Origin of the sequence: Streptomyces sp. B21-105 (assembly GCF_036898465.1) — a bacterium.
Taxonomy (GTDB): domain Bacteria; phylum Actinomycetota; class Actinomycetes; order Streptomycetales; family Streptomycetaceae; genus Streptomyces.
In genome coordinates this window covers 6,505,720-6,532,046 of record NZ_JARUMJ010000001.1, presented here as the reverse complement: position 1 = coordinate 6,532,046, position 26,327 = coordinate 6,505,720, and the positions used below count along the sequence as shown (strand labels likewise).

Below are 26,327 nucleotides of genomic sequence, written 5' to 3'. Positions count from 1 at the left end.
TCGGTTCTGCACGGACCGAGCGCCCACCCCCGACGGGGGGCGGGCGCTCGTCGCGTGGTGCTGCTCAGGCGGAGGCGGACTCCTGGTCCACGCTGCCGTCGGCGGCGGCGGCAGCTTCGGCCGTCGCCTCCTTGGCGCGCTCGTCCGCCGCGGCCCGGATGGACCGCCATGCGGACTCGGCGGCCTGTTGCTCCGCCTCCTTCTTGCTGCGGCCGGTGCCGGTGCCGTACGAGACGCCTCCGACGCGGGCGGCAGCAGTGAAGGTCTTCTCGTGGTCGGGACCGGTCTCCGTGACCAGGTACTCGGGGACGCCGAGGCCTTCGGTCGCGGTGAGCTCCTGGAGACTGGTCTTCCAGTCCAGGCCGGCACCGAGGTTCGAGGACTTCTCGATCAGCGGGTCGAACAGGCGGTGCACCAGTTCGGAGGCCGCGTCGAGGCCCTGATCGAGATAGACCGCGCCGATCACCGCTTCGAGGGTGTCGGCGAGGATGGACGCCTTGTCCCGGCCGCCCGTGCCCTCTTCACCCCGGCCGAGCCGGATGAAGGAGCCCAGGTCGAGGCCACGACCGACCTCCGCCAGCGCACGCGAGTTGACCACCGCGGCCCGCAACTTGGCCAGTTGGCCTTCGGGCAGGTCGGGGTGGGTGCGGTACAGCGTGTCCGTGACGACGAGGCCGAGCACGGAGTCCCCGAGGAACTCCAGGCGCTCGTTCGTCGGCAGACCGCCGTTCTCGTACGCGAAGGAACGGTGGGTCAGCGCACGCACCAGAAGGGCGGACTCGAGCCGATAGCCGAGCCGCCCTTCCAGAAGCGTGTGGGACGAGGCCGTGTCCGCCTTGTTCTTGGCGGTCGTGTCCGCCTTGGGGTCAGACATGAAGCCTCTCACCAGCCGCTCAGACCTCGAGGACCTGGCGCTTGTTGTAGGTGCCGCAAGACGGGCACGCGATGTGCTGCAGCTTGGGCTCGTGGCAGCGCTCACACGCAACCAGGGTGGGGACCGCAGCCTTCCACTGCGACCGGCGGTGGCGCGTGTTGCTGCGCGACATCTTCCGCTTCGGAACAGCCACGGCTACTTCTCCTGCTTCTCGTCGGCGGGCGCTGATCGAGGCACGCCGCCGCTCATCTCGTCCTTCTCGCCGTCTTCAGGTGAACCGGCGAGTCCCTGCAGTGCCGCCCAACGGATGTCGACGGCGTCGTGGTGGTGGTCCGGGTCGTCCGCCAGCCGGACTCCGCACTCGGAGCACAGGCCGGGGCAGTCGTCCTGGCACACCGGCTGCATCGGCAGTGCGAGCACCACCGCATCGCGCAGCACGGGTTCGAGGTCGAACAGTCCGTCCTCGAGGAAGAGCCTGTCCTCGTCTTCCTCGGCGTCGTCGGCCGGATCCGCTTTCACACGGCCCCGGTCGTCGGCGTCAGGGTACGAGAACATCTCCTGGAAGTCCGCTGCGAGATCGAACTCGAGCGGCTCCAGACACCTTACGCACTCCCCCTCGGCCCGTGCACGGGCGGTGCCTGTGACGAGCACACCTTCCATGACCGACTCGAGTCGGAGCGTGAGCTCCACCGGAGCGCCTTCCGGCACTCCGACGACTCCTTGGATCCCGAGATCCTGGGGAGCGTCGATCTCGCGGGTCAGGCGCTGCTGCGCACCGGGCCGCCGCCCCAGCTCGTGCGTGTCGAACACGAGAGGCTTGCGGTGGTCGAGGCGGGCGTTCAGAGCCATTCCTGCTTTCGATCTTCTGAGCTCGGGGGACGCTGCCCCTCGGTGTCGCGGGCAGCGGCGATCGCGGGCGCATGCGACATGAGCGAAGCGCACACGCGACCGATGAGCCAGGATACTGGAGCATTCGCCCACAGCCCAATCCGGCCCCTGCCTGCCCAGGCCTAGAGCCCGCGTCCCTGTTCGTAGGCGCGCAGCTGCTCGGCGCTGATCATGCCGGTGTCGAAGAGGCTGGTCTCGTCGAGGGCGTATCCCTGCTGGGCCTGCTGGTGCTCCTGCTGCGCCGGCTGGGGCTGATGCTGCTGCACGGCCTGGTTCGGGTCGTAGGGGGCCTGCTGGGCGTCGTAGCCCCCCTGATACGCGTAGGGGTCGGCCTGCTGCTGGTAGCCGTACGCGTCCTGCTGGCCGTAGCCCTGCTGTTGCTGCCCATAGCCGCCGTAGGGGTCCGGCTGCTGCTGGTAGCCGTACGCCGGCTGCGGCTCCTGCAGGTCGTACGGCTGCTGGACGGGCTGTGCGGCAGCCGCGTCCTGCTCGGCAAGGGCGGTCAGGTCGGCGAGGTAGTCGGCGTCGGAGGAGTGCTGGAACGTCGTGTTGTCGTCGGCGAGGGCGCCGAGGTCGTCCGTGGCGATGCGGCCGTGCAGCTTCTGGCGGCCCCGGCCGACCGCCTCCAGCGTCTTGGCGAGGACCGCCTCGAAGGCGCCCAGCTTGGTGTCGACGTACGTGTCGGCGTCGCGGCGCAGGGTCTCGGGGTCGTGGCTGCGCTCGGGGGCGTCCTCGTCCTCGTAGCCGTTCTCGTCGGTGCCGGGTCCGGTGCCGAGGAGCTTCTCGCGGCCGCGGCCGACGGAGCCCAGGGTCTTGGTGAGGACGACCTCGAAGTTGGCGAGCTTGGAGTCGACGTAGTCGTCGGCCTCCGCGCGGACCTCCTCGGCCTCCTTGCGGGCTTCGGCGAGGATGCGGTCGGCCTCGGCCTGGGAGCGGCGGGCGATCTCGGTGCCGGAGACCAGCGAGCCGCGCTCGGCGTGGGCGGTCTCGATGATCCGCTCGGCCTCCTGGCGGGCCTGCTCGACGACCTGCTCGCGGCCGCCGATGAGCTCCTGGGCCTGGGCCAGGGAGTCGGGCAGGGCCGCGCGTACCTCTTCCAGCAGGGCGAGCAGATCCGCGCGGTTGACCACACACGAGGCCGACATCGGCATCGACCGGGCACTGGAGACCGCCGTGACGATCTCGTCGAGCTTCTTCTGCACGTCCACCGGTTGCTCGCCACTCTCTACAGCTGTGTTGGAGACGGACGGAACGACTGTACGGCCATGGGGTGTCCGCCGACACCGGATGACGGCACGTCAGGACGACCGACCGGCGGTCAGTCCCGCCCGAGGCGCTCGGTCAGCGCTTCGAGGACCCTGGGCGGCACCAGGTGGGAGACGTCGCCGCCCCACGTGGCGACCTCCTTGACCAAAGACGAGGACAGGAAACTGTAGGTGGGGTTGGTGGGCACGAACAGCGTCTCGACGCCGGAGAGGCCGTTGTTCATCTGCGCCATCTGCAGTTCGTAGTCGAAGTCGCTGACCGCGCGCAGGCCCTTGACGATGGCCGGGATCCCGCGCTCCTTGCAGAAGTCGACGAGGAGGCCGTGGAAGGCCTCCACCCGGACGTTGCCGTACTCGGCGGTGACCTCGCGGATCAGGTCGATCCGCTCGCCGATCTCGAACAGGCCCTTCTTGGACTTGTTGATCATCACCGCGACATAGACCTCGTCGTACAGTCGGGAGGCGCGGGAGATGATGTCGAGGTGTCCGTTGGTGATCGGGTCGAACGACCCGGGACAGACGGCACGGCGCACTTGTGTTCCCTCGCTCTCCGGTCCGGTCATCGTGCGTCTTCGCACGTAGAGGCGGCGCGACCGTACCAAAACGTTCCCTCGCCGTAGCGACGGGCCCGGAGCGCTTCGAAACCGTCCGGCCAGCGGAACTCCCCGCCTCTGGTGCTGCGCTCCACGGTGACGAGGGCGTCGGCCGCGAGCCAGCCCCTCGAACGGAGTGTGAGCAGGATCTCTCGAAGATCGTCGTCCGAGACGGCGTACGGGGGGTCGAGGAAGACGAGGTCGTACGGTGCGGTCGGCTCCGCCTCGATGACCTGTCGGGCCTTGCCCGCGCGGACCTCGGCGCCGGGGAGGGCGAGGTTCCGCACGTTCTCCCGGATGACGCGGGCCGCTCGCGCGTCTGCCTCGACGAGGAGGGTGTGGCCGGCGCCGCGGGACAGGGCTTCCAGGCCGACGGCTCCCGATCCGGCGTACAGGTCCAGGACCCGTTCGCCATCGAGGGGGCCGCCCAGGAGGGACTGCCAGGTGGAGAAGAGGCCTTCGCGCGCGCGGTCGGAGGTGGGGCGGGTTCCGGTGCCTGGCGGGACCGCCAGGCGACGTCCGCCGGCTGCTCCGGCGATCACGCGGGTCATCTCTGGTCCTTGGTGGTGGGCGGCTTCGGGTTCAGGAGGGTAGGCGGCTTCGGGTTCAGTGTGGCGGGTCGCGCGGTTGCCCGCGCCCCCGGGTGGTCCTCCTCACCCCTTCTCCAGGAACTGCTCCCGCTCGTCGTCCAGCAGGGCGTCCAGTGCCGTGCGCAGGCCCGGGTGGCCGGTCAGCTCCGGGTCCGCCTCGACGACGGCCACCCCTTCCCGCCGCGCCTCCGCGATGACCTCCTCGTCCTCGATGACCGCGAGGACGCGCAGGCTGGAGCGGACGCCCGACTGGGCCTGGCCGAGGACGTCGCCCTCGCGGCGCTGCTCGAGGTCGATGCGGGAGAGCTCGAAGCCGTCGAGGGTGGCGGCGACGGCGTTCAGCCGCTGCCGGGCCGCGCCGGCCTCCGGCATCTCGCTGACCAGGAGACACAGGCCCGGCGCCGAGCCACGGCCTACGCGGCCGCGCAGCTGGTGGAGCTGGGAGACCCCGAACCGGTCGGCGTCCATGATCACCATCGCGGTGGCGTTCGGGACGTTGACGCCGACCTCGATGACGGTCGTGGCGACCAGGACGTCGGTGTCGCCCGCGGCGAAGCGGCGCATGACGGCGTCCTTGTCGTCGGGGGGCATGCGGCCGTGCAGCACCTCGATCCGCAGCCCTTGGAGGGGGCCACGGACGAGCTGCTCGGCGACGTCTAGGACGGCGAGCGGGGGCCGCTTCTCGGCCTCGTCCTCGGCGGACTTCTTCTTGGCCTTGCCGGCCTTCTCCGGCTCGTCCTCGTCGTCGCCGATACGGGGGCAGACGACGTAGGCCTGGTGGCCGCCCGCCACCTCCTCGCGCACGCGCTCCCACGCGCGCGTCAGGAAGTGGGGTTTGTCCGCGGCGGGGACGACATGGCTGGCGATGGGCGAGCGGCCGGCCGGGAGCTGGTCGAGGACGGAGGTCTCCAGATCGCCGAAGACGGTCATGGCGACGGTACGGGGGATGGGCGTGGCCGTCATGACGAGCAGGTGCGGGGGCTGCTTGCCCTTGCCTCGCAGGGCGTCCCGCTGTTCGACGCCGAAGCGGTGCTGTTCGTCGACCACGACCAGGCCGAGGTCCTGGAACTGGACCTTGTCCTCGATCAACGCGTGCGTGCCGATCACGATGCCGGCCTCTCCGGTGACGAGGTCGAGCAGCGCCCGGCGGCGGGCCGCCGCGCCCATGGACCCGGTCAGCAGGACGACCTTGGTGGCCTGTTCGGATCCGCCGAGCATGCCGCCCTCGGCCAGATCGCCCATCATCTCGACGACGGAGCGGTGGTGCTGCTGGGCGAGGACCTCGGTGGGGGCGAGCATCGCGGCCTGTCCGCCCGCGTCGACGACGGCGAGCATGGCACGCAGGGCGACCATGGTGTTGTGGGTGACCGTGAAGTGGTCGGTGACGTAGGCGTGGCTCGGGTGGGCGACGCTGATGCACTGGACGGGTTTGCGGCCCACGTACTCGACCGCGTGGATGCCGCGGCGGAACGCGTCGTCGTCCGGGCGGGGCCGGAGGCGGGCGGCCTTGTGGGACAGCCGGAACGGCGGGTGCGCGTCGGGCAGGGCGAGCAGGACCTCGACGCCCTCCCCCGATGCGGAGAGCCGTGCCCGGCCTCCGAGCGAGCGCACGATCCAGGCGACGTCGTCGGCGAGCCGGTGCGAGCGGGCGCGGAACATGACGCTCAGGCCGTCCGCGCCGACCGTGCCGTCCGTGTCCAGGAGGCCTTGCAGGAGGGCGCCGCGGTTCTTGACCGAGGTGTTCTTGAACGCGGCGGGGATGCCCGCGTCGGGCGAGGACGCTCCGGACGAGGACGAGCCGGGCGCGGTCGGATCGCCGGGGTCTTCGCCCTCGGCCAGCCGGGTGCCGAACCGGTAGGGGTCCAGCGGCAGCGCTGCGTCGCCTCCCAGGTCGACCGGGGTCGCCGCCGGGAGGTGCCACTTCGCGGAGCCGTCCGCCGCGCGCGTGTCCTGTCGGATCTGGCGCGTGGTCATGACCCCGGGAGCCTGACCGCGGCGCCATGCCGACTCCGTGCCGACGATCCACAGATGCTCGTCGTCGCACTCCACGAAGGAGCCGTCGGAGAGGACCAGGCGCCACACCTCGCGCTCGCCCTGCGGGAACACGCCGTCGACCTGCGCGATCTCCCCGTTCGGGACGACGACTTCGTCGCCCACGGCCATGTCCCCCATGCGCCGGAACCCGGCGGGTGTGAGCACCAGGGAGTCGAGGGGCTGGGCCTTGCCCGAGCCCACCTCGCCCTGCAGCAGGCGGTGCATCGGGTGTTCCGTCGCCAGGTCGTCGAAGATCTCCTTCGAGACCTTCTGCTGGCCCTCGGTGAGGGTGAAGGGGAGCCGGGCGTCGAAGGCGGTGAGGAGGCCGTCGGGCACGGGCCGTCGGGCGACCGCCGGGAGTTGGGCGTCCGCGTGCCGGCGGCGGGCCAGGGCTACCTGGAGGACGAACGCCTCGTCCCACTTCAGGCGGGCGCGGGCGTCGGCGATGTCGGCCTTGGTGTGCGGGCGGTGGATCTTCAGGAGGGCGTCGGGCAGGGACACCAGGCCGCGGCCCTCGCGCAGCGCGTCGGGGAGGGGGTCGACCGCCTCGTGGGCGGTGGGCAGGACGGTCTGGACCGCCTTGCCGATCTTCCAGGACTCCAGCTTGGCGGTGGCCGGGTAGAGCGGGATGAGGGCGCCCGCCCAGGTCTCGACGGACTCCTCGGCGTCGGCTCGCAGCAGCTCGTAGGCCGGGTGCTGCAGCTGGAGGCGGCGGTTGAAGACCGAGACCTTGCCCGCGAACATCGCGCGGGTGCCGGGCAGCAGCTCCTTGTGCGGCTTGTGGACGCCGCTGCCGAAGAAGACCAGCTGCAACCGGCCGTTGCCGTCGGTGATGGTCACCTCCAGGCGCTGGCCCTTGCCGCGGGGCGCCTTGGCGGAGGCGAAGCTGTGCAGCCGGGCGTCCGCGACCTGGGCGACCACGGTGACGTGCTCGTCCATCGGGAGGTCGGCGAGGTGGGTGAGCTGGCCGCGCTCCTCGTATCTGCGGGGGTAGTGGTGCAGGAGGTCGCCGACCGAGTGCAGGCCGAGGTGCTCGGCCATCACCTTCGCGGTGGCGGGGCCGAGCACTGAGGTGAGCGGTTCTTCCAGTGGTTCGTTCAGCGCGGGCACGACATCCATTGCACACCACGCCACTGACATTGCCGCACAGGTGTCCCGAAACCCCTGGTCAGACGGCTCGTTCGGGCCCTAGGATGGCCCGCTCCGGCCATCATCCGCGGTCACCGCCCCACCGGGACCGCCCGACCCCGCGCCGTGCTCCTCCCCCAGCCCGCGGCGCTGCAGCGATGGACTCCCAGACCTCACCGTCATCCCAGGCATCCCCGTCACCCCACTCGTTCCAGGTCGACCTGCGTGGTCTGGTGGACCTGCTGTCCCATCACCTCTACTCCAGCCCCAAGGTCTATCTGCGCGAACTCCTGCAGAACGCCGTGGACGCCATCACCGCCCGGCGGGCCGAGGAGCCCGACGCCCCGGCGCGGGTGCGGCTGTTCGCGGCCGACGGCCGGCTGCGGGTGGAGGACTCCGGTGTCGGGCTCACCGAGGCCGACGTGCACGACCTGCTGGCGACGATCGGGCGCAGTTCCAAGCGGGCCGAGGGCCTCCAGGAGGTCCGGTCGGACTTCCTCGGCCAGTTCGGCATCGGCCTGCTGGCCTGTTTCGTGGTCGCCGAGCGGATCCGGGTGGTCAGCCGCAGCGCCCGCAACCCGGGCGCGCCGCCGGTGGAGTGGACGGCCCGCGACGACGGCTCGTACACCGTGCGGACACTGCCCCACGAGGAGCGCCCTGAGCCGGGCACCACCGTGCATCTGGTGGCGCGGGCGGGCGCCGGGGAGTGGCTCGCCAAGCCGCGTGTGCTGGCGCTGGCCCGGGACTTCGGATCGCTGCTGCCGTACGACGTCCAGGTCGGCGACGAGGCGGTCACCGATCTGCCCGCGCCCTGGGACCGGGCGTACGCCTCCCCCGCCGGCCGGCGGGTCGCGCTGGCCCGGCACTGTCACGAACTGTTCGGCTTCACCCCGTTGGACGCGATCCGACTGGACGTGCCGCTGGCGGGGATCCGCGGGGTGGCGTACGTGCTGCCGTCGGCGGTGAGCCCGGCGCAGCGCGCCGGTCACCGGGTGCACCTCAAGGGCATGCTGCTGACCGAGCGGGGCGAACAGCTGCTGCCCGACTGGGCGTTCTTCGTGCGCTGCGTCCTGGACACCGACAGTCTGCGGCCGACCGCCTCGCGGGAGTCGCTGTACGAGGACGAGACGCTGGCCGCGGTGCGGGAGGCGCTGGGCGAGCGGATCCGATCGTGGCTGACAGGACTGGCCGCCGGCGATCCGGAGCGGCTCGCGGCCTTCCTGGAGGTGCACGACCTGGGCGTGAAGTCCCTGGCGCGGCACGACACGGACATGCTGCGCACGATGCTGCCGTGGCTGCCCTTCGAGACGACCGACGGCCGGCTGTCGCTGGAGGAGTTCGCGCAGCGGCACCCGGTGGTGCACTTCACGCGGACCGTCGAGGAGTACCGGCAGGTCGCGCCGATCGCCTCCGCGCAGGGCGTCGGGGTGATCAACGGCGGTTACACGTACGACAGCGAGCTGGTGGAGGCGCTGCCCTCGGTGCGGCCGGGGACGGTCGTCGCCGAGCTGGACGCCGACACCGTGACCGCGCATCTGGACACCGTCGCCCCCGCCGACGAGCTGGCGCTGGCCGGTTTCCTGGCGGCCGCGCGGGCCAGGCTCGACCCGCTGGGCTGCGACGTCGTCCTGCGGGCCTTCCATCCGGTGTCGGTGCCCGCGCTGCACCTCGACGACCGCGCGGCCCGGCACGAGCAGGCGCGCGCGGACGCCGAGGAGCAGGCCGACGACCTCTGGGCGGGCATCCTGGGCTCGCTGCGCGGGAGCGCCCCGCGCGCGCGTCTGGTGCTCAACCATCTCAACCCGCTGGTCCGCCGCATCGGTTCGCTGCACGATCCGGAACTGATCGGCACCGCCACGGAGTCCCTGTACGGGCAGGCGCTGCTGATGGCGCAGCGTCCGCTGCGGCCGGCGGACTCGGCGCTGCTGAACCGGTCGTTCATCGGCCTCCTCGAGTGGGCCACCCACGGGGACGCGTCACACGGGCAGACGTCACACGGGCAGTCGTCGGACGGGCGGGGGGCCACGGATGAGTGAGATCACGGACTTCGACTCCCTCCGCCGGGCGATGGCGGAGAACGGCGAGCAGCCGGAGGGGCCGGCCCGCAACGCGCGCGCGGAGCGGCTGCTCGCGGAGGCGGAGAAGCTGAAGATCCCGCTCGCCGTGATCGAGGCACTCGGGCACCAGCTGAAGGTCTACAACTACAGCTCCGAGAAGGCGAAGATGTTCGTCCCGTTCGCGCGGCTGCTGCGCATGTGGGACGAACGGCCCGAGGACTTCGACGCGTACGAGACGCATTCGCTGCACTGGGTCTTCAAGTGGATGTCGGCCGGCATGCTCGACCAGCCGCACGTGCCGCTGGCGTCGTTGGAGAAGTGGCTGGGCGAGATGGAGCACCGCTACCGGCTCGCCGGTCACTCCGAACGGGCGGTGCGCAGCGCCGAGTTCAGCGTCGCCGCGCACGTGGGTGACGTGGCGCGGGCCGAGCGGGCGTTCGCCGCCTGGCTGGCCGCGGACCGGGACGCGATGGCCGACTGCCACGCGTGCGAGCTGCACGGGCAGGGCTGGTGGCAGGCTGAGCGGGGGCGGGACACCGAGGCCCTGGAGCTGTGGGCGCCGGTCCTGGAGGGCGAGTACACGTGCGCCCACGAGCCGCACGGCGTGCTCGCGTCGTCCCTGCTGCCGCTGTTGCGGCTGGGCCGCCCGGACGAGGCCCGCGCCCACCATCTGCGCGGGTTCCGGCTGGTGCGGTCCATGGAGAGCATGCGGGGCGCGTACGCCGCCCACGTGGAGTTCTGTGCGCTGACCGGCAACGAGGCGCGGGGCCTGGAGCTGCTCGCGGAGCGGCCGGCGTACTTCACGGACGAGGGCCATCCGCGCAGCAAGCTGGAGTTCCTGAGTGTGGTGGCGCTGCTGATGGGGCGCCTGGGTGAGCTCGGGCTCGGCGGTGAGCGGGTGCCCGGGGCGGCCGGGCGGGAGTGGACGGCCGACGAGCTCGCGACGCACGCGCGCGCGGAGGCGCTCGCGCTGGCGGCGCGTTTCGACGAGCGCAACGGCACGGAGCACGTCAGCGAGCGGGCACGCGCGCGTATGGCGCGGACGCCCTTGGCGGAGCGGCTGCCCCTGGGGGTGCGGGCGTCCCGTCCGGCGTCTGCCGCACCCCGGCCAGCACCCGCCGCTGCGGCCCCGGTCGAGGAGGCCGGTGGCGCCGGTGGCGCTGGTGAAGCGGACCTGACCGCTCTGCTCGTCGAGGCCCGGCGGCTGTCGGACGCCCTCCGGCCGCACGCCGCCGAGGCGTGGGCGCGGGTGGCCCGGGCGGCCGCCGCGAACGAGGACGTGGAGCTGGCGGCGCGGGACCGCGCGGAGATCGCCGACCACGAGGCGACCGGTCTCGGCCCGCGGAGCGCCGACGCCTTCGAGCGCGCCGCCGGGCTGTACGCGGAGGCGGGCGACCCCGGGGAGGCTCTGGCGGCACGCGCGCGTGCCGCCTACGTCCGTGCGCTCGACGGCGAGGTGGACGAGGCGCTCGCGGCCGTGGCCGAGCCGTACGACCGGGTCCTCGCGCTGTACGCGGAGGGCGGCACCGAGGTGCCGCAGGCGGCGGGTGTCCTGATGGCGCGGGCCCGGATACTGATGCGTCGGGTTCACGAGACCGAGGGGCCGGTGCCCGCAGCGGTCGGGACGCCGGCGGAATCGGCCGTCCGGGAGCTGTTGGCGCTCGTGCACGGGCGGGCCGGTGACGACGTCCGGCTCGCCGCCCGGGTGGCCGAGGGCCACGCGATGCTGGCGGAGCTCGCGACGCGCTCCGGCGAGCCGCAGACCGGTGCGGAGCTGTTCGCGCGGGCCGCCGCGGAGTTCGTCGAGGCGGGGGTGCCGTGGTTCGCCGTGGAGTACGAGGCCCGGCTGGCCGGTCTCGCCCACGAGCTGGGCGACATGGCGGAGGCGGAGCGGGCGCTGCGGGCGGCCCTGGAGCACGGCGGGCCGGTCCTGGAGGCGATCGGACGGGCCCAGCTGCACCTGCAGCTGGCCGAGGTGGTCGGCGGCCGGGGAGAGGCCGCAGAGGCCGCGGAGCACGCTCTGGAGTCGGCGCACTGGGCCGACGAGGCGGGGGCGGGCCCGACGTTCGGCGCGTGGGCGCGTCACCAGCTCGGCGGGTACCTGGTACGGCAAGGCCGCTGGGCCGAGGCCGCGGAGGTGCTGGAGTCCGCGCTGACGGACCTGAGCGCCGAGACCCACGGGGACGGGGCGGTCGTCCAGACGCAGTGGTGGCTCGGTGACTGTCTGAGCGAGCTCGGCGAGCACGGGGACGCCGCCGAACGCCGGCTTCAGGCCGCCGAGATCGCCCGGCACTGGCCCGAGCAGCACGACCATGCCACCCTCGCCCACCTGGCCGCCGAGTCGCTCGGCCATGCCGGGCTGCACGCCGAGGCCGACCGGGCGTACGCGCGCGCGGGCGAACTGTGGCGGGACCTCGGCAATGTGCGCGGGCTGATCCGCTCGCTGCGCGCCCGCGCCTGGCTGGCATTGCGCACCGAGCAGGACACGGACGTGGCGCGCGCCCTGATGACGAGCGCCGTGGAGGAGTGCGCGGACGCCTTCGACGCGGCGGGCGACGACGCGGAGGCGCGAGCGAGGCTGATCGCCGAACTCGGCGACACCCATCGCCAGTTCGGGGACCTGCTGGCTCGTTCCGCCGCCGAGGACGCGGACGACGACGCGATCCGGGCCACCCTGGACGAGGCGCTCTCCCAGATGTCGGAGGCGGTCGCGGTGTTCGTCGCCTTGGGCGACAGCGCCCTGTCCGCCCGGACCGGCGCCGAGCTGGCCGCCGGCTGGCTGGAGTGCGACCTGGGACGCCCCACACAGGCGGCGGCCCGCGCGCGTGCGGTGCTGCGGTCCTGCGCGGACGCAGCCGAGGGCTTGGAGGGCTTGGAGGGCTTCGAGGGCTTCGAGGGCGACGGTCGGGTGGACAGCGAGACGATGCGGGCGCGGCGGGCCGAGGCGGAGCAGTTGTTGCAGGCGACGGAGGAATCGAAGGGTCGTTGAACGATCCCCTGAGGGCGAGGGGATCGTCCAACGAGGACCAAGAAGTTCCGAGGATCGTTGAACGATCACCTCGGCCTCAGCCCCGCCACCCCACCCCCCGCCTACTCCACCGCCTACTCCACCCCGATCAACAACAACGCCCCCTGCCGCCCACCCCGGTACACGACCGTGTCCACAGCGAGATACGCCTCCCGCACCCGCGACTCCAGCCGCTGCGCGACGCCTTCGGGAGCCTCGTCGCCGAGCACCAGGGTGACCAGCTCACCGCCCGCCGACAGCATGCGGTCGAGGACGCCCTCCGCGGTCGCGGCGACATCGGAGCCGATGACGGCCACGTCGCCGTCGACGAGTCCGAGGACGTCGCCGGCCTGGCAGATGCCGGCCATGGTCCACGACTCGCGCACGGCCACGACGACCTCGGCGTAGCGCGTGGCGCCGGCGGCCGAGGTCATCGAGACGACGTCCTCGTCGAAGCGGCGGTCGGGCTCGTGGACGGCGAGCGCGGCGATCCCCTGGACGGCGGAACGGGTCGGGATCAGGGCCACCCGGATGCCCTCGGTGCGGGCCTGCTCCGCCGCCGCGGCCGCGGTGTGCCGCAAGTCGGCGTCGTTGGGCAGCAGCACCACCTCGCGCGCGTGGGCACGTCGCACCGCCTCGACGAGCTCCCCGCTCGCGGGCGGCTCCCCGGGGCGCGCGAGTACGGTGGTCGCGCCGGCCTCGGCGTACAGCCCGACCAGTCCCTCCCCGGGCACGACGGCGACGACCGCACGCTGCACGCGCTCGCGCGGCGGACGCTCGCCTCCGCGCGTGTGCGCGTCGTCGGCGCCGAAGTGGGTGATGCGGATCCGGTACGGTCGGCCCGCCTCGACGCCCGCCTCCACGGCCGCGCCGGCGTCGTCCACGTGCACATGGACGTTCCACAGCCCGTCGCCGCCGACCACGACGAGCGAGTCGCCGAGGGCGTCCAGCCGCTGCCTCAGCCGTCCCACGGCCGCGTCCTCGGCCTCCAGGAGGTAGATCACCTCGAAGGCCGGGCCGCCCTCTTCCCCGTCGGGACCGTGCTCGTCCCCCGCACTGGCTTCGCCACCCCGGCCGGCGTCCCAGGGCTTCCCGCCCTCCCCGCCCTGCGCGCGCCCCCGGCCGCCCGCACTCTCCGCCCGGACAGGCTCCACGCGCCCAGGCGACCCCGAGAGACCCGAGAAGCTTTGGAGACCCGGCAGCCCCGAAACCCCCGGCATCCCCGGCGACTCCCCCGTGAACGTCTCCACCAGGGCCGCGAGAACCGCGACCAGCCCCCGGCCGCCCGCGTCGACCACTCCCGCCCGCCCCAGGACCGCGAGCTGCCCCGGAGTGGCGGCGAGCGCCGTACACGCCCCCCGGTGGGCGGCGCGGGCGATCGTGCCGCAGTCGCCCTCCGCGCTCCCCGCCGCGTCCGCGGCGGCGGCGGCGACCGTCAGGACGGTGCCCTCGACCGGGTGGGCCACGGCCTGCCGGGCCGCGTCGGCGGCCTGCCGCAGCGCCAGGCTCAGCCCTGCCCCGTCGGTGCGAGTCATCTCACTCTCGGAGGCGAGCACCTGGGCCATGCCGCGCAGCAACTGCGCGAGGATCGTCCCCGAGTTGCCGCGCGCGCCTATGAGCGCGCCGTGCGCCATCGCGCGCGCGGCGTCGGCGAGGGAGGGGGGCCGAACCGGCGCGGAACCGGCCTCGTGCCCGGCGAAGACCGCTTCGACGGCGGTCGCCGCGGACTCGACGGTCAGGTACAGGTTGGTGCCGGTGTCGCCGTCCGCGACCGGGTAGACGTTGATCGCGTCGATCTCCTCGCGCGCGCGGCCCAGCGCCGAGAGCGCCAGTCCGCACCAGGTGCGCACCGCGAGAGCATCGAAGAACGTCTGCGGCACCTGCGCCACCTGCGCCTCCTTGAAGTGCTGGACTGGACGCAGCGTAGCCCCAGGGCCCGGGTCCGCCGGAAAGCGGGCCGGGCAAGGCGAAGGCCGGCCGGCCGGAGCGACGACGCCGGGGCCGGGGGCCCTGAGCAGCCATGGTAGTTTCGTTCTACTGGCGCAGCCGTTGTATGCTGCTCCGGTTGCCCGATACACATCGGGCCATCCCCCTGGCACCGCCACCCAGATCTCTGATCCTACGATCTCGATCCCGGCATGCCGGGATCCACCGTAAGTGCATCTGAAGTCTTTGGAGTGACCCGTGGCTGCCAACTGCGACGTCTGTGGCAAGGGGCCGAGCTTCGGCAACAACATCTCGTTTTCGCACCGCCGTACGTCCCGTCGCTGGAACCCCAACATCCAGCGCGTCCGTACCGTGGTCGGCGGGACGCCGAAGCGCGTGAACGCTTGCACCTCGTGCATCAAGGCCGGCAAGGTCTCGCGCTGACGCACGTCCCCCTGCCCTCGACTCCATTCGAGCTGGGGGGAACCCCATCGCGCGCGGCCACTGCTGGTTCGCTGCATCGAGCCGGTCCACCTCGGGTGGACCGGCTTTTTGCTGCCCTCACCACACTCCGCGCCGCGCCCGGACCTCCGCCCGTCCCTCCGCCTGACCGCTAGCCCGAACCGGGCCCTCAGACTCCGCGTCCGCCGCCCGCGCCCAGATCCCAGCCGTGATCCACGGGTCCGATCCCCGCACCGAGCGCGAACCCCGCCGCGATCGCCCCCGTGACATACCGCTTGGCGGCCGCGACCGCCTCCGGCACCGGGTCTCCCTTCGCCAGCTGCGCCGCGATCGCGGAGGCGAGCGTGCAGCCCGTGCCGTGCGTGTGCCGGTTGTCGTACCGCGGCGCGCGCAGCCAGTGCTCCTCGACGCCGTCCGTCAGCAGGTCCACGGCGTCGCCGGGGAGATGACCTCCCTTGATGAGCACCCACCTCGGCCCGTACGCCAGCACGGCTGCCGCCGCGTCCCGCAACTGCTCCTCCGACTCGACGCGCACGCCCGTCAGTTGGGCCGTCTCGTCGAGGTTCGGGGTGGCGACGGTGGCCACCGGCAGCAGCTTCGTGCGGACGGAGTCCAGCGCGGAGGCGACCAGCAGCGGATCACCGTGCTTGGAGACGCCGACCGGGTCGACGACGACGGGCACGGCGGCCCCGGCGAGCAACTCGGCCACCGCGTCGACGAGTTCGGCGCAGGCGAGCATGCCCGTCTTCACCGCCTGGACGCCGATGTCGTCGACGACGCTGCGGTACTGGGCGCGCACCGCGTCCACCGGCAGCTCCCAAGCCCCCTGCACACCCACGGAGTTCTGCGCGGTGACCGCCGTGATCACGCTCATGCCGTGCACGCCGAGCGCGAGCATCGTCTTCAGGTCGGCCTGGATCCCCGCCCCGCCGCCCGAGTCGGAACCGGCGACGGTCAGCACCCGGGGCGGCGCCGCGGGAGCGCTCACGACTCCTCCAGGTCCCCGAAGTGGTCCCAGCCGCCCTTGCTGGTCCAGGGCGCCCCGTCGACGGTCACCTGGGGCAGGGCTGAGGGGTTGAGGACCTCGCCGATCACCTTCCAGCGGGCCGGCAGCTTCACGTCCGGCGGGAAGGTCGCCACGATCGCGTGATCCTCACCCCCGGCCAGCACCCACTGCATCGGGTCGACCCCGACGGCCTGCCCGATGTCGTTCATCTGCGTCGGGATGTCGATCGCGCCCGATCGGACGTCGATCCGGACCTTGCTCGCCTCCGCGATGTGCCCGAGGTCGGCGATCAGCCCGTCGCTGACGTCGCACATAGCGGTGGCGCCGAGTACGGCGGCCGCCGGACCCGCGTGGTACGGCGGCTCGGGGCGGCGGTGGGCCTCCACGAAGGCGCGGGGCGAGCGGAAGCCGCGGGAGAGCACCGCGTACCCGGCGGCGGACCAGCCCAGCCAGCCGGTCACCGCGACCAGGTCACCGGGCTGGGCTCCGCCCCGGGTGACCGGCTCCTGATTGCGCAGATCGCCGAGCGCGGTGATCGACACCATGATCGTGTCGCCGCGTACGACGTCGCCGCCGACCACGGAGGCGCCGGCGACCTGGCACTCGTCGCGCAGGCCGTCCATCAGCTCGCTCGCCCAGGTCACCGGCAGCTCGGCCGGTACGACGAGGCCCAGCAGCAGGGCCGTCGGCACGGCGCCCATGGCGGCGATGTCAGCCAGGTTCTGTGCGGCCGCCTTGCGGCCGACGTCGTACGCCGTGGACCAGTCGCGGCGGAAGTGCCGGCCCTCCAGCAGGATGTCGGTGCTGGCCACGACCCGGCGGTCGGGTGCGGCGACCACCGCGGCGTCGTCGCCGGGGCCGACCCGGACCGCGGGGGTGGTGGTGAGACGGGAGGTGAGCTCCCTGATGAGCCCGAACTCCCCCAGCTCACCAACAGTGCCCTTCATTTCCCTTTCGCCCCTTCTATACCTGTCTGTGCCCGGTCGCGCGTAACCAGTGTCCTCGATACGGTCGAGTCAGCCGTCAACTTCTGTCGGGCCCGTACCCCGGCGCGCGGGCCGTGGCGCCCGCAGGTCTCCCCGCGGCGAGCGGCGACGCGATACCGTGGCGTTCCTTTTCCCCACATGATCCTCGTGGCCGCTCTGGAGGTTCCGTGGTACAGGCGTACATCCTGATCCAGACGGAGGTCGGCAAAGCGTCGACCGTCGCCGAAGAGATCGGCAAGATCCCTGGCGTCGTCCAGGCCGAGGACGTGACGGGACCTTATGACGTGATCGTGCGGGCACAGGCCGACACTGTGGACGACCTCGGCCGCATGGTGGTCGCCAAGGTCCAGCAAGTGGACGGGATCACCCGAACCCTGACCTGCCCGGTCGTGCATCTGTAGCCCCCGTCTAACCTTGGCCGGTGAACCCTTTCCGTCGCCGGCCCATGGGCCTGCCCGCGCTCGCCCTGCTGCTGCTCGCGGTGGGCTGCTCCTCAGCAGACGGTGACACCTCGGCGGCGGTTCCCAGTCCCGGTGCGAAAGCCACGGCGCTGTGCCGGAACCTGGACAAGGTACTGCCGTCGAAGGTGGACGGTGAGAGCCGCCACGATCCCGAGCCCGCCTCCGCGCTGACCGCGGGCTGGGGCGGTCCGGAGATCATACTGCGCTGCGGTGTCGCACAGCCGCCGAAGATGATCGACCCCAAGGTCCCGCTGGGGGCCGACGCGGACGCGGTGGCGGGCGGGGTGAACGGCGTCGACTGGCTGATGGAGAAGCGGGACGGCGGAGGCAACCGCTTCACCACGGCCGGCCGGATCGTCTACATCGAGGTGACGGTGCCGGCGGGCGCCGACAATTCCGGCGCGCTGATCGACCTGGCCCCGGCCATCAAGAAGGCGATCCCCGAAGGGATCGCCGACTAGCTCGTCCGACAGGACCGGCGCCGTGCCGGTCCCCCGTCGGTCGATCCCGGATCAGCGCAGTCCCGTGGACCTGCGCAGCGCCGCCTGCACCAGGCGGTCCACCAGCTCGGGATACCCGATCCCGGTCTCCTCCCACATCTTCGGGTACATCGAGATCGGCGTGAAGCCGGGCATCGTGTTGATCTCGTTGATGACGAACTCGCCGTCGTCGGTGAGGAAGAAGTCAGCGCGGACCAGGCCCTCGCAGGAAGCCGCCTCGAAGGCGTCCACTGCGAGGCGGCGCACCTCGGCCGTCTCCTCGGCCGTCAGCGGCGCCGGGACGATGCCGGGGGTCGAGTCGATGTACTTGGCGTCGAAGTCGTAGTACGCGTGCGCGTCCGGCGGCGGGATCTCGGCCGGGACGGAGGCGCGCGGGCCGTCCTCGAACTCCAGGACGCCGCACTCGATCTCGCGGCCCCGCAGCGCCGCCTCGACCAGGATCTTCGGGTCGTGGCGCTGGGCCTCGGCGATCGCCTCGTCGAGCCCCGACAGGTCGTCGACCTTGGTGATGCCGATGGACGAGCCCGCGCGCGCGGGCTTCACGAAGAGCGGCCAGCCGTGCTCGCCGGCGAAGTCGACGATCTTCTTGCGGGCGGCCGGCTCGTCCTGGGCCCACTCGCGCGGCCGGATCACCGCGTACGGGCCGACCTTGAGCCCGAAGGAGGTGAACACCCGCTTCATGTACTCCTTGTCCTGGCCGACGGCCGAGGCGAGCACCCCCGACCCCACGTAGGGGACGCCGGAGAGCTCCAGCATGCCCTGCAGCGTGCCGTCCTCCCCGTACGGGCCGTGCAGCACCGGGAAGACGACGTCGACCTCGCCGAGCGCCTTGGGCACCGAACCGGCCTCGTAGTACACGACTTCACGGTTCGCGGGGTCGACGGGGAGCACCACGCCGCCGTCCCGCGACTCGGCCAGTTCGTCGACGTCGGGCGTACGGCGGTCGGTGATCGCCATGCGCTCGGGCTCGTCGGCCGTGAGGAACCAGCCGCCCTCGCGCGTGATGCCGATCGGCAGCACCTCGTACCGGGTCCGGTCGATGGCCCGCAGGACCGCGCCGGCGGTGACCACGGAGATCCCGTGCTCGGAGCTGCGACCGCCGAAGACGACGGCGACCCGCGGCTTGCGAGAGGGCTGCTGAGGGCTCTGGGGGAGGTTCTCGGTGCTCATATCGGCTTGAGAGTACCCGGTGGTAGTGCCGGGAGTCAGCGTCCGCCCGCCGGGTTCGCTCAGCGTCGCTCGGGCTTCGCGCTGCGCGACATCAGCTCCTTGACGGCGACCACCGGAGGCTTGCCCTCGTGCACGATGGCGACGACCGTCTCGGTGATCGGCATGTCGACGCCGTGCCGCCGGGCCAGATCCAGCACCGACTCACAGGACTTGACGCCCTCGGCGGTCTGCCGGGTGACCGCGATGGTCTCCTGGAGGGTCATGCCCTTTCCGAGGTTGGTGCCGAACGTGTGGTTGCGGGACAGCGGCGAGGAGCAGGTGGCCACCAGGTCGCCCAACCCGGCGAGTCCGGCGAAGGTGAGCGGGTCCGCGCCCATCGCCAGGCCCAGCCGGGTGGTCTCGGCGAGCCCGCGCGTGATCAGCGAGCCCTTGGCGTTGTCGCCGAGTCCCATGCCGTCCGCGATGCCGACCGCGAGACCGATGACGTTCTTGACCGCGCCGCCCAGTTCGCAGCCCACCACGTCGGTGTTGGTGTACGGGCGGAAGTAGGGGGTGTGGCAGGCGGCCTGCAGGCGCTGGGCGACGCCCTCGTCGGTGCACGCGACGACGGCCGCGGCCGGCCGGCGGGAGGCGATCTCCTTGGCGAGGTTGGGCCCGGTCACGACGGCGATCCGGTCCCGGCCCACCTTGGCGACGTCCTCGACGACCTCGCTCATCCGCATGGTCGTACCGAGCTCGACGCCCTTCATCAGCGACACCAGCACGGTGTCCGGGGCGAGCAGCGGCGTCCAGTCGGCGAGGTTGGCGCGCAGGGTCTGCGAGGGGATGGCGAGGACGGTGAAGTCGGCGTCCCGGGCCGCCTCGGCCGGGTCCGCGGTGGCGCGCAGGTTGCGCGGGAGTTCGACGCCGGGGAGGTAGTCGGGGTTGCTGCGGGTGGAGTTGACCGCGTCGGCGAGCTCGGCGCGGCGTGCCCACAGCGTCACCTCGCAGCCCGCGTCGGCGAGGACCGCGCCGAAGGCGGTCCCCCATGATCCGGTGCCGAAGACAGCCGCCTTCACGGAGTTGCTCACTTGCTGTTCTCCCCCTCGTGACGGGCCTGCGCGTGCCCGGTCTCCACACGGCCGGTGCGGTCGATGCGGTCGATGCGCGGGCCACCGACCCCCGCACCGTTCTCCGCGGCGGTCACCGCACCGTTCTCCGCGCCGTTCTCCGCGGCGGTCACCGCACCGTTCTCCGCGGCGGTCTCCGCCTGGGTGCGGCGGCGCTGCTCGATGCGCTCCCGGCGGGGGTCGTAGGGCGTCTTCGGCGCCTTCTCGCCGCGGATCTCCTCCAGCAGCCCGGTGACGGCCGCCATGATGACCTCCGTGGCCTCTTTCAGCAGTTCGGGGGTGATCTCCCGGCCGTAGAACCGTGAGAGGTCGACGGGCGGGCCGGCGAGCACATGGTGGGTCTTGCGCGGAAAGAGGTCGGGCTTCTTGGCGTACGGAGCCAGCAGTTCGTTGGCGCCCCACTGGGCGACCGGGATCACCGGGCACCTGGTCTGCAGGGCCACGCGCGCGGCGCCGGTCTTGGCGGTCATCGGCCAGCCGTCGGGGTCACGGGTGAGGGTGCCCTCGGGGTAGAACGCGACGCACTCGCCACGCTCCACCGCGTCGATGGCGGCCCGGAAGGCGCTCAGCGCGTCCGTGCTCTCGCGGTAGACGGGGATCTGCCCGGTGCCGCGCATCGCGGCACCGACGAATCCCTCCCGGAAAAGCCCGCTCTTCGCCAGGAATCGCGGCACCCGTCCGGTGTTGTACTGAAAGTGCGCGTACGCGAAGGGATCGACATGCGAATTGTGGTTCACCGCGGTGATAAATCCACCCTCGGCCGGAATGTGCTCCATTCCGCGCCAATCCCGCTTGATCAGAACCACCAGCCAGGGTTTGCACAGCACCGCGGCGAAGCGGTACCAGAAGCCGATTCTGCGGCGGGGCACGCGAACACCTTCCTCTAGGACTTCCCTGGGCCTGCACCGGAGCCCGGGGCCGCACAAGTGTCGCCCCGGACTGCGGGTCTGTCGAGAACACCGTACGCCCGCGCGGCCCGCGCACGGACGGGCCGGGTGACAATGACCGCGACAAGAGAGGAGAGGCACACCGGTGCGATGGACCTTGGTCATACCCCTGAAACCCTTGGCGCTGGCCAAGAGCAGGCTCGCGGACACGGCCGCCGACGCTCTGCGCCCGGGTGTCGCGCTGGCGTTCGCCGAGGACACCGTGACGGCCGCGCTGGCCTCGTCCGCGGTACGGGATGTGGCCGTGGTCACGGACGACGCCCTGGCCGGACGTACGTTGGCCGCCCTGGGCGCCCGGATCGTCCCGGACGAGCCTGGAGCGGGCCTGAACGCCGCACTGGCCCACGGGGCGGCCGTCGTACGCGCTTTTCGTCCCGACGCGCCCCTCGCGGCCCTCAACGCCGATCTGCCGTCGCTGCGCGCGCCCGAATTGGCCCGGGTGCTGGACGCGGCCGCGGAATTCCCCCGCGCATTCCTTCCGGACGCGGCCGCAATCGGCACCACGCTTCTCGCCGTCGCCCCCGGCCGTGCGTTGCGCCCCGCGTTCGGCCCGGATTCCCGGGCCCGCCATCTTGCCTCCGGAGCCGTGGAACTACGTCTTCGCGAGGTGGATTCGGTACGCCAGGACGTGGACACCGGCGAGGACCTGCGCGCCGCGCTGGCGCTGGGCGTGGGGCCCCGGACGGCCGCGGCGACCGCGCGCCTGCTGATCCCCGGGCAGTAGGCTGCCGCCATGCAGGCGACCGCATACACGTACGACCCCGACACCCGCAGCGGACAGGTGCTGCTCGACGACGGCACGCCGGTGCCCTTCGACGCGCCGGCCTTCGACGCGGGCGGGCTGAGGCTGCTGCGGCCCGGGCAGCGGGTGCGGATCGAGACGGACGGGCCGAAGGAACGTCCCAGGATCACCCTGGTGACGCTCCAGACGTTCTGAGGGAGTTCCCGCCGACCGAGAGCCGCCGGACACGCCGCGGGCCGGGCTCCGAGAGGGAGTCCGGCCCGGCGCGTGAGTGCCCCAGGTGCCTTATGCGTTGCGGGCGGTGGCCTTCTTGGCGGTGGTCTTGCGGGCGGTGGACTTCCTGGCGGGGGCCTTCGTGGCCGTCGCCTTCTTCGCCGGGGCCTTCTTGGCCGCCGTCTTCTTCGCGGCGGCCGACTTCGCGGTGGTGGTCTTCTTGGCCGCCGTCGTGCTCTTGGCGGCGCTCTTCTTCGCGGTGGTCTTCTTGGCGGTGGCCGTGGTCTTCTTCGCGGCGGCCGTCGTCTTCTTCGCGGGGGCGGCCTTCTTCGCGGCGGCCGACGCCCTCTTCGCGGGGGCGGCCTTCTTCGCGGCGGCCTTCTTGACCGTCGCGGAGGCGCCGCCGGTCAGGCTTCCCTTGGGGGCCTTCTTGACAGCGACCTCGCCGCCGCGCGGGAGCTTCTTCGAGCCGCTGACCAGGTCCTTGAAGCCCTGGCCTGCACGGAAGCGCGGGACGGACGTCTTCTTGACCCGAACCCGCTCGCCCGTCTGGGGGTTGCGGGCGTAGCGGGCCGGCCGGTCGACCTTCTCGAACGAACCGAAGCCGGTGACCGAGACCCGGTCGCCGGCGACCGTCGCGCGGACGATGGCGTCCAGGACCGCGTCGACCGCCTCGGCGGCCTGCTGGCGACCGCCCAGCTTGTCGGCAATCGCTTCTACGAGCTGCGCCTTGTTCACGTCTTCCCCTTCGGAGACATTCGCCAGAACGAAAGTGTTCAAGCTTTTTCGCACGTTAGGCAGATATATACCGCAAATCAAACACGAAACGGGCTAATCACCCTTGTGCCGCAACGAAATCGGCTGCTCCGGAAGCGATCAGCGCTCCTCTTCGGGCGTTCGCCCCTCGTCGAGGTCCGCCATGAACCGCTCCAGACGCCTTGTCGCATCGGCGAGATCGTGCTTGGCCGCGGCCGTGATGACCAGCAGCTTCCGGGTCAGCGCCATCCGTACGCCCTCCGGGACTTGCAGTGCGCGCACTGTTGTGTGCGCTTCCTTGAGCTGGTTCGCGACCGCCGTATAGAGCTCGAGTTGGCCGTCGTGTTCCATGCACAGATTGTGCCATCTGGGGCGAGTTGTCGCCCGCTCAGGGGGCAACTGCCGCCGCAAACGGCCGTCCGGACGCTTCCGGCGATCACGTCCACACAGAGCGCCTACCCCGGCAACAACCCCTCTAACGTGCGAAGTTGGCAGGAGAAGCGAAGGGAATCGGGAGCCGAACGGGTGCAGACACAGCTGTACCCCCGATCGGACCGATCGGGGGTACAGAGGGGTTTCGGGGGTGGCCGAAACTCGACTGTCCAGGGTCGCCCCGGAGCCGGGAGGCCCGGGAATCAGACCTCGAGCGTCCTCGGCTTGTAGGAGGGGCGCTTGGACTCGTAGGCGGCGATGTCACCCTCGTTCTGCAGGGTGATGGAGATGTCGTCGAGCCCGTTCAGCAGCCGCCAGCGGGAGTTCTCGTCCAGCTCGAAGGAGGCGGTGATCCCTTCGGCGCGCACCTCGCGGGCCTCGAGGTCGACGGTGATCTCGGCCTGCGGGTCCTTCTCCGTGAGCTCCCACAGCGCGTCGACGATCTTCTGCTCGATCACCACCGTGAGCAGGCCGTTCTTCAGCGAGTTGCCGCGGAAGATGTCGGCGAAGCGGGACGAGATCACGGTCTTGAAGCCGTAGTTCTGCAGCGCCCAGACGGCGTGCTCACGGGAGGAGCCGGTGCCGAAGTCGGGGCCGGCGACCAGCACGCTCGCGCCCTGCCGCTCGGGCCGGTTGAGGATGAACTCCGCGTCCTTGCGCCAGGCCTCGAAGAGCCCGTCCTCGAACCCGTCCCGCGTGACCTTCTTGAGCCAGTGAGCAGGGATGATCTGGTCGGTGTCGACGTTGGAGCGGCGCAGCGGGACGGCCCGGCCGGTGTGCGAGATGAATGCTTCCATGACTGATCAGACTCCAGCGGGCGTACGGGTCTCGGCGTCGGACAGGTCGGCCGGGGATGCCAGGTGGCCCAGGACGGCCGTGGCGGCCGCGACCTGCGGCGACACCAGGTGCGTCCGACCGCCCTTGCCCTGCCGGCCCTCGAAGTTGCGGTTGGAGGTGGACGCCGAGCGCTCCCCCGGGGCCAGCTGGTCGGGGTTCATGCCGAGGCACATCGAGCAGCCCGCGTGCCGCCACTCGGCGCCGGCCTCCTTGAAGACCACGTCCAGACCCTCGGAGACGGCCTGCAGACCGACGCGCGCGGAGCCCGGGACGACCAGCATCCGTACGCCGTCGGCGACTTTGCGGCCCTTGACGAGCTCGGCGGCGGCGCGCAGGTCCTCGATGCGGCCGTTGGTGCAGGAACCTACGAAGACGGTGTCCACCTTGATGGAGCGCAGCGGCTGTCCAGCCTCCAACCCCATGTATTCCAGGGCCTTTTCGGCGGCGAGGCGCTCCGAAGCGTCTTCGTACGAAGCCGGGTCGGGGACGTCGGCCGAAAGCGGCGCGCCCTGGCCGGGGTTGGTGCCCCAGGTGACGAACGGCGACAGCGCGGTGGCGTCGATGACCACCTCGGCGTCGAACTCGGCGTCGTCGTCCGTCTTCAGCGTCTTCCAGTACGCGACGGCCGCGTCCCAGTCCTCGCCCTTGGGCGCGTGCGGGCGGCCCTCGAGGTAGTCGAAGGTGGTCCGGTCGGGGGCGATCATGCCCGCGCGGGCGCCGGCCTCGATCGACATGTTGCAGATGGTCATGCGGGCCTCCATCGAGAGCTTCTCGATGGCGGAGCCGCGGTACTCCAGGACGTAGCCCTGGCCGCCGCCGGTGCCGATGCGGGCGATGATCGCAAGGATCAGGTCCTTGGCGGTGACGCCGTCGGGCAGCTCGCCCTCGACGGTGATCGCCATGGTCTTCGGGCGGACCAGCGGCAGCGTCTGAGTGGCCAGCACATGCTCGACCTGCGAGGTGCCGATGCCGAACGCCAGGCCGCCGAAGGCGCCGTGCGTGGAGGTGTGGGAGTCGCCGCAGACGACCGTCATGCCGGGCTGGGTCAGACCCAGCTGCGGGCCGACCACGTGCACGACGCCCTGCTCGACGTCGCCCAGCGGGTGCAGCCGGACGCCGAACTCGGCGCAGTTCTTGCGCAGCGTCTCCAGCTGGGCCCGGGAGACCGGGTCCGCGATCGGCTTGTCGATGTCGAGGGTCGGGGTGTTGTGGTCCTCGGTCGCGATGGTGAGGTCGAGACGGCGCACCGGGCGGCCGTTCTGCCGCAGTCCGTCGAAGGCCTGCGGGCTGGTCACCTCGTGCAGGAGGTGCAGATCGATGAAGAGGAGGTCGGGCTCGCCCTCGGCGCGCCGGACGACGTGGTCGTCCCAGACCTTCTCCGCGAGTGTCCTACCCATCGCTTTCCCTCCGGCCGGCAATGACGCACCGGCCCAACTAGAGATCTTGTGGAGGCGACGCCCACCGGCCCCTGTGTTCCCCGGGCACCCGCCGCCTGGCCCGTTGGTCCGCGGGCCGCCATGCGTCCAAGGGTTGCGCGTCTCACGGAAAAATGAACTTGCGTTTCACAGAGTGAGACGGGAGTATCGTTTCATGGACAACAGTAGCGGCGTCGGCGTTCTGGACAAGGCAGCCCTTGTCCTGAGCGCCCTGGAGTCCGGTCCGGCCACCCTCGCAGGCTTGGTCGCCGCCACCGGACTCGCACGACCCACGGCCCACCGTCTGGCCGTGGCTTTGGAACACCACCGTATGGTCGCGCGCGACATGCAGGGCCGTTTCATTCTCGGCCCCCGACTCGCCGAGCTGGCCGCGGCCGCCGGCGAGGACCGCCTGCTGGCCACCGCCGGCCCGGTGCTCACGCACCTGCGGGACATCACGGGCGAGAGCGCGCAGCTCTACCGCCGCCAGGGCGACATGCGCATCTGCGTGGCCGCGGCGGAACGCCTGTCCGGCCTTCGGGACACGGTGCCGGTCGGCTCCACGCTCACGATGAAGGCGGGCTCCTCGGCCCAGATCCTGATGGCCTGGGAGGAGCCGGAGCGCCTGCACCGCGGCCTCCAGGGCGCCCGGTTCACGGCGACGGCGCTGTCGGGCGTGCGGCGCCGCGGCTGGGCCCAGTCCATCGGCGAGCGCGAGCCGGGCGTCGCGTCCGTCTCGGCGCCGGTCCGCGGTCCCTCCAACCGCGTGGTGGCCGCCGTCTCCGTCTCGGGCCCCATCGAGCGCCTGACGCGCCACCCGGGCCGTATGCACGCCCAGGCGGTCATCGACGCCGCGGCCCGCCTGTCCGAGGCCCTGCGCCGCAACGGCTGACACCGCGAGGAAAAGGGCGGCCTCAACGCCGCGGCAG

24 protein-coding genes and 1 pseudogene are annotated in these 26,327 nt (G+C 72.0%); 8 read left to right on the top strand and 17 right to left on the bottom strand.

The features are described from left to right. Nucleotides 1-64: 64 nt before the first annotated feature. The 7 genes and pseudogenes from rnc to QA802_RS29535 all read right to left on the bottom strand — a co-directional run bounded on the left by rnc (nt 65) and on the right by QA802_RS29535 (nt 7,363). On the bottom strand, nt 65-886 hold the full coding sequence (gene rnc / locus QA802_RS29565; protein WP_416070940.1) for a ribonuclease III: 822 nt from the start codon (nt 884-886) through the stop codon (nt 65-67). Between the two features lie 7 nt (nt 887-893). Next, on the bottom strand, nt 894-1,067 hold the full coding sequence (gene rpmF / locus QA802_RS29560) for a 50S ribosomal protein L32 (RefSeq protein ID WP_007493396.1): 174 nt from the start codon (nt 1,065-1,067) through the stop codon (nt 894-896). A gap of 2 nt (nt 1,068-1,069) precedes the next feature. After that, complete coding sequence (locus QA802_RS29555; protein WP_319170257.1) at nt 1,070-1,723, bottom strand: YceD family protein; 654 nt, start codon at nt 1,721-1,723, stop codon at nt 1,070-1,072. 161 nt (nt 1,724-1,884) lie between these two features. After that, the gene (locus QA802_RS29550; protein ID WP_334528801.1) at nt 1,885-2,970 is read right to left on the bottom strand and encodes a F0F1 ATP synthase subunit B; all 1,086 of its coding nucleotides are present in this window, start codon (nt 2,968-2,970) and stop codon (nt 1,885-1,887) included. Nucleotides 2,971-3,080: 110 nt separating this feature from the next. Next, a complete protein-coding gene (gene coaD, locus QA802_RS29545) occupies nt 3,081-3,560 on the bottom strand; it encodes a pantetheine-phosphate adenylyltransferase (protein WP_334528797.1) in 480 nt (159 codons plus the stop codon). Nucleotides 3,561-3,586: 26 nt separating this feature from the next. Then, a pseudogene (rsmD, locus tag QA802_RS29540) lies at nt 3,587-4,174 on the bottom strand (16S rRNA (guanine(966)-N(2))-methyltransferase RsmD); the annotation flags it as partial. A 99-nt stretch (nt 4,175-4,273) separates the two neighbouring features. Further along, nucleotides 4,274-7,363 carry a helicase-related protein gene (locus tag QA802_RS29535; RefSeq protein WP_334528794.1) on the bottom strand — a complete coding sequence of 1,030 codons (3,090 nt, stop codon included), beginning with the start codon at nt 7,361-7,363 and terminating at the stop codon, nt 4,274-4,276. A 167-nt stretch (nt 7,364-7,530) separates the two neighbouring features. On the opposite strand from QA802_RS29535, the gene QA802_RS29530 reads away from it, so the two are divergent. Next, a complete protein-coding gene (locus QA802_RS29530) occupies nt 7,531-9,408 on the top strand; it encodes an HSP90 family protein (RefSeq protein ID WP_334528791.1) in 1,878 nt (625 codons plus the stop codon). Beyond that, nucleotides 9,401-12,418, top strand: a complete 3,018-nt coding sequence (locus QA802_RS29525) for a tetratricopeptide repeat protein (RefSeq protein WP_334528788.1) — start codon at nt 9,401-9,403, stop codon at nt 12,416-12,418. The genes QA802_RS29530 and QA802_RS29525 overlap by 8 nt, the downstream gene beginning before the upstream one ends. Nucleotides 12,419-12,531: 113 nt before the next feature. On the opposite strand, the gene QA802_RS29520 is transcribed toward QA802_RS29525, so the two are convergent. Continuing rightward, on the bottom strand, nt 12,532-14,325 hold the full coding sequence (locus QA802_RS29520) for a DAK2 domain-containing protein (protein ID WP_334528785.1): 1,794 nt from the start codon (nt 14,323-14,325) through the stop codon (nt 12,532-12,534). Between the two features lie 295 nt (nt 14,326-14,620). Here QA802_RS29520 and rpmB point away from each other — a divergent pair, with 295 nt between their 5' ends. Then, the gene (gene rpmB, locus QA802_RS29515; protein WP_079041368.1) at nt 14,621-14,806 is read left to right on the top strand and encodes a 50S ribosomal protein L28; all 186 of its coding nucleotides are present in this window, start codon (nt 14,621-14,623) and stop codon (nt 14,804-14,806) included. A gap of 187 nt (nt 14,807-14,993) precedes the next feature. On the opposite strand, the gene thiD is transcribed toward rpmB, so the two are convergent. Both thiD and QA802_RS29505 read right to left on the bottom strand, forming a co-directional pair. Further along, entirely contained in the window at nt 14,994-15,812 is an 819-nt protein-coding gene (gene thiD, locus QA802_RS29510; protein ID WP_334528782.1) for a bifunctional hydroxymethylpyrimidine kinase/phosphomethylpyrimidine kinase, read from the bottom strand. Further along, nucleotides 15,809-16,777, bottom strand: coding sequence for a thiamine-phosphate kinase (locus QA802_RS29505; RefSeq protein ID WP_334528779.1), 969 nt, complete (start codon nt 16,775-16,777; stop codon nt 15,809-15,811). The genes thiD and QA802_RS29505 overlap by 4 nt, the downstream gene beginning before the upstream one ends. Before the next feature lie 206 nt (nt 16,778-16,983). Here QA802_RS29505 and QA802_RS29500 point away from each other — a divergent pair, with 206 nt between their 5' ends. Together QA802_RS29500 and QA802_RS29495 are read left to right on the top strand one after the other, a co-directional pair. After that, nucleotides 16,984-17,217 carry an Lrp/AsnC family transcriptional regulator gene (locus QA802_RS29500; RefSeq protein ID WP_020128743.1) on the top strand — a complete coding sequence of 78 codons (234 nt, stop codon included), beginning with the start codon at nt 16,984-16,986 and terminating at the stop codon, nt 17,215-17,217. Between the two features lie 20 nt (nt 17,218-17,237). After that, the gene (locus QA802_RS29495) at nt 17,238-17,738 is read left to right on the top strand and encodes a DUF3515 domain-containing protein (RefSeq protein WP_334528776.1); all 501 of its coding nucleotides are present in this window, start codon (nt 17,238-17,240) and stop codon (nt 17,736-17,738) included. Nucleotides 17,739-17,789: 51 nt separating this feature from the next. Here QA802_RS29495 and QA802_RS29490 read toward each other — a convergent pair whose 3' ends face one another. From QA802_RS29490 to QA802_RS29480, 3 genes are read right to left on the bottom strand one after another with little or no spacing between them, the layout of a single operon-like run. Then, nucleotides 17,790-18,947 carry a D-alanine--D-alanine ligase family protein gene (locus tag QA802_RS29490; protein WP_319170266.1) on the bottom strand — a complete coding sequence of 386 codons (1,158 nt, stop codon included), beginning with the start codon at nt 18,945-18,947 and terminating at the stop codon, nt 17,790-17,792. A 59-nt stretch (nt 18,948-19,006) separates the two neighbouring features. After that, entirely contained in the window at nt 19,007-20,017 is a 1,011-nt protein-coding gene (locus tag QA802_RS29485; RefSeq protein ID WP_319170267.1) for an NAD(P)H-dependent glycerol-3-phosphate dehydrogenase, read from the bottom strand. Further along, nucleotides 20,014-20,925, bottom strand: a complete 912-nt coding sequence (locus QA802_RS29480) for a lysophospholipid acyltransferase family protein (protein ID WP_334528771.1) — start codon at nt 20,923-20,925, stop codon at nt 20,014-20,016. Before QA802_RS29480 ends, QA802_RS29485 begins: the two co-directional genes overlap by 4 nt. Nucleotides 20,926-21,088: 163 nt before the next feature. Between QA802_RS29480 and cofC the strand changes: the two genes are divergently transcribed. Both cofC and QA802_RS29470 read left to right on the top strand, forming a co-directional pair. Beyond that, nucleotides 21,089-21,727, top strand: coding sequence for a 2-phospho-L-lactate guanylyltransferase (gene cofC / locus QA802_RS29475; RefSeq protein WP_334528768.1), 639 nt, complete (start codon nt 21,089-21,091; stop codon nt 21,725-21,727). 9 nt (nt 21,728-21,736) lie between these two features. After that, nucleotides 21,737-21,940 (top strand): hypothetical protein, encoded by a 204-nt coding sequence (locus tag QA802_RS29470; protein WP_107441747.1) that lies wholly within the window; start codon nt 21,737-21,739, stop codon nt 21,938-21,940. Nucleotides 21,941-22,030: 90 nt separating this feature from the next. Here the strand turns inward: QA802_RS29470 and QA802_RS29465 are convergent, their stop codons facing one another. The 4 genes from QA802_RS29465 to leuC all read right to left on the bottom strand — a co-directional run bounded on the left by QA802_RS29465 (nt 22,031) and on the right by leuC (nt 25,380). Then, nucleotides 22,031-22,696 (bottom strand): HU family DNA-binding protein, encoded by a 666-nt coding sequence (locus tag QA802_RS29465; protein ID WP_334528765.1) that lies wholly within the window; start codon nt 22,694-22,696, stop codon nt 22,031-22,033. 138 nt (nt 22,697-22,834) lie between these two features. After that, nucleotides 22,835-23,065 (bottom strand): SCO5555 family protein, encoded by a 231-nt coding sequence (locus QA802_RS29460; protein WP_319170271.1) that lies wholly within the window; start codon nt 23,063-23,065, stop codon nt 22,835-22,837. Between the two features lie 284 nt (nt 23,066-23,349). After that, nucleotides 23,350-23,943, bottom strand: a complete 594-nt coding sequence (gene leuD, locus QA802_RS29455) for a 3-isopropylmalate dehydratase small subunit (RefSeq protein WP_334528759.1) — start codon at nt 23,941-23,943, stop codon at nt 23,350-23,352. A gap of 6 nt (nt 23,944-23,949) precedes the next feature. Then, complete coding sequence (leuC, locus tag QA802_RS29450; protein WP_334528756.1) at nt 23,950-25,380, bottom strand: 3-isopropylmalate dehydratase large subunit; 1,431 nt, start codon at nt 25,378-25,380, stop codon at nt 23,950-23,952. 193 nt (nt 25,381-25,573) lie between these two features. Between leuC and ndgR the strand changes: the two genes are divergently transcribed. Then, entirely contained in the window at nt 25,574-26,290 is a 717-nt protein-coding gene (gene ndgR / locus QA802_RS29445; RefSeq protein WP_319281674.1) for an IclR family transcriptional regulator NdgR, read from the top strand. Nucleotides 26,291-26,327: the final 37 nt, after the last annotated feature.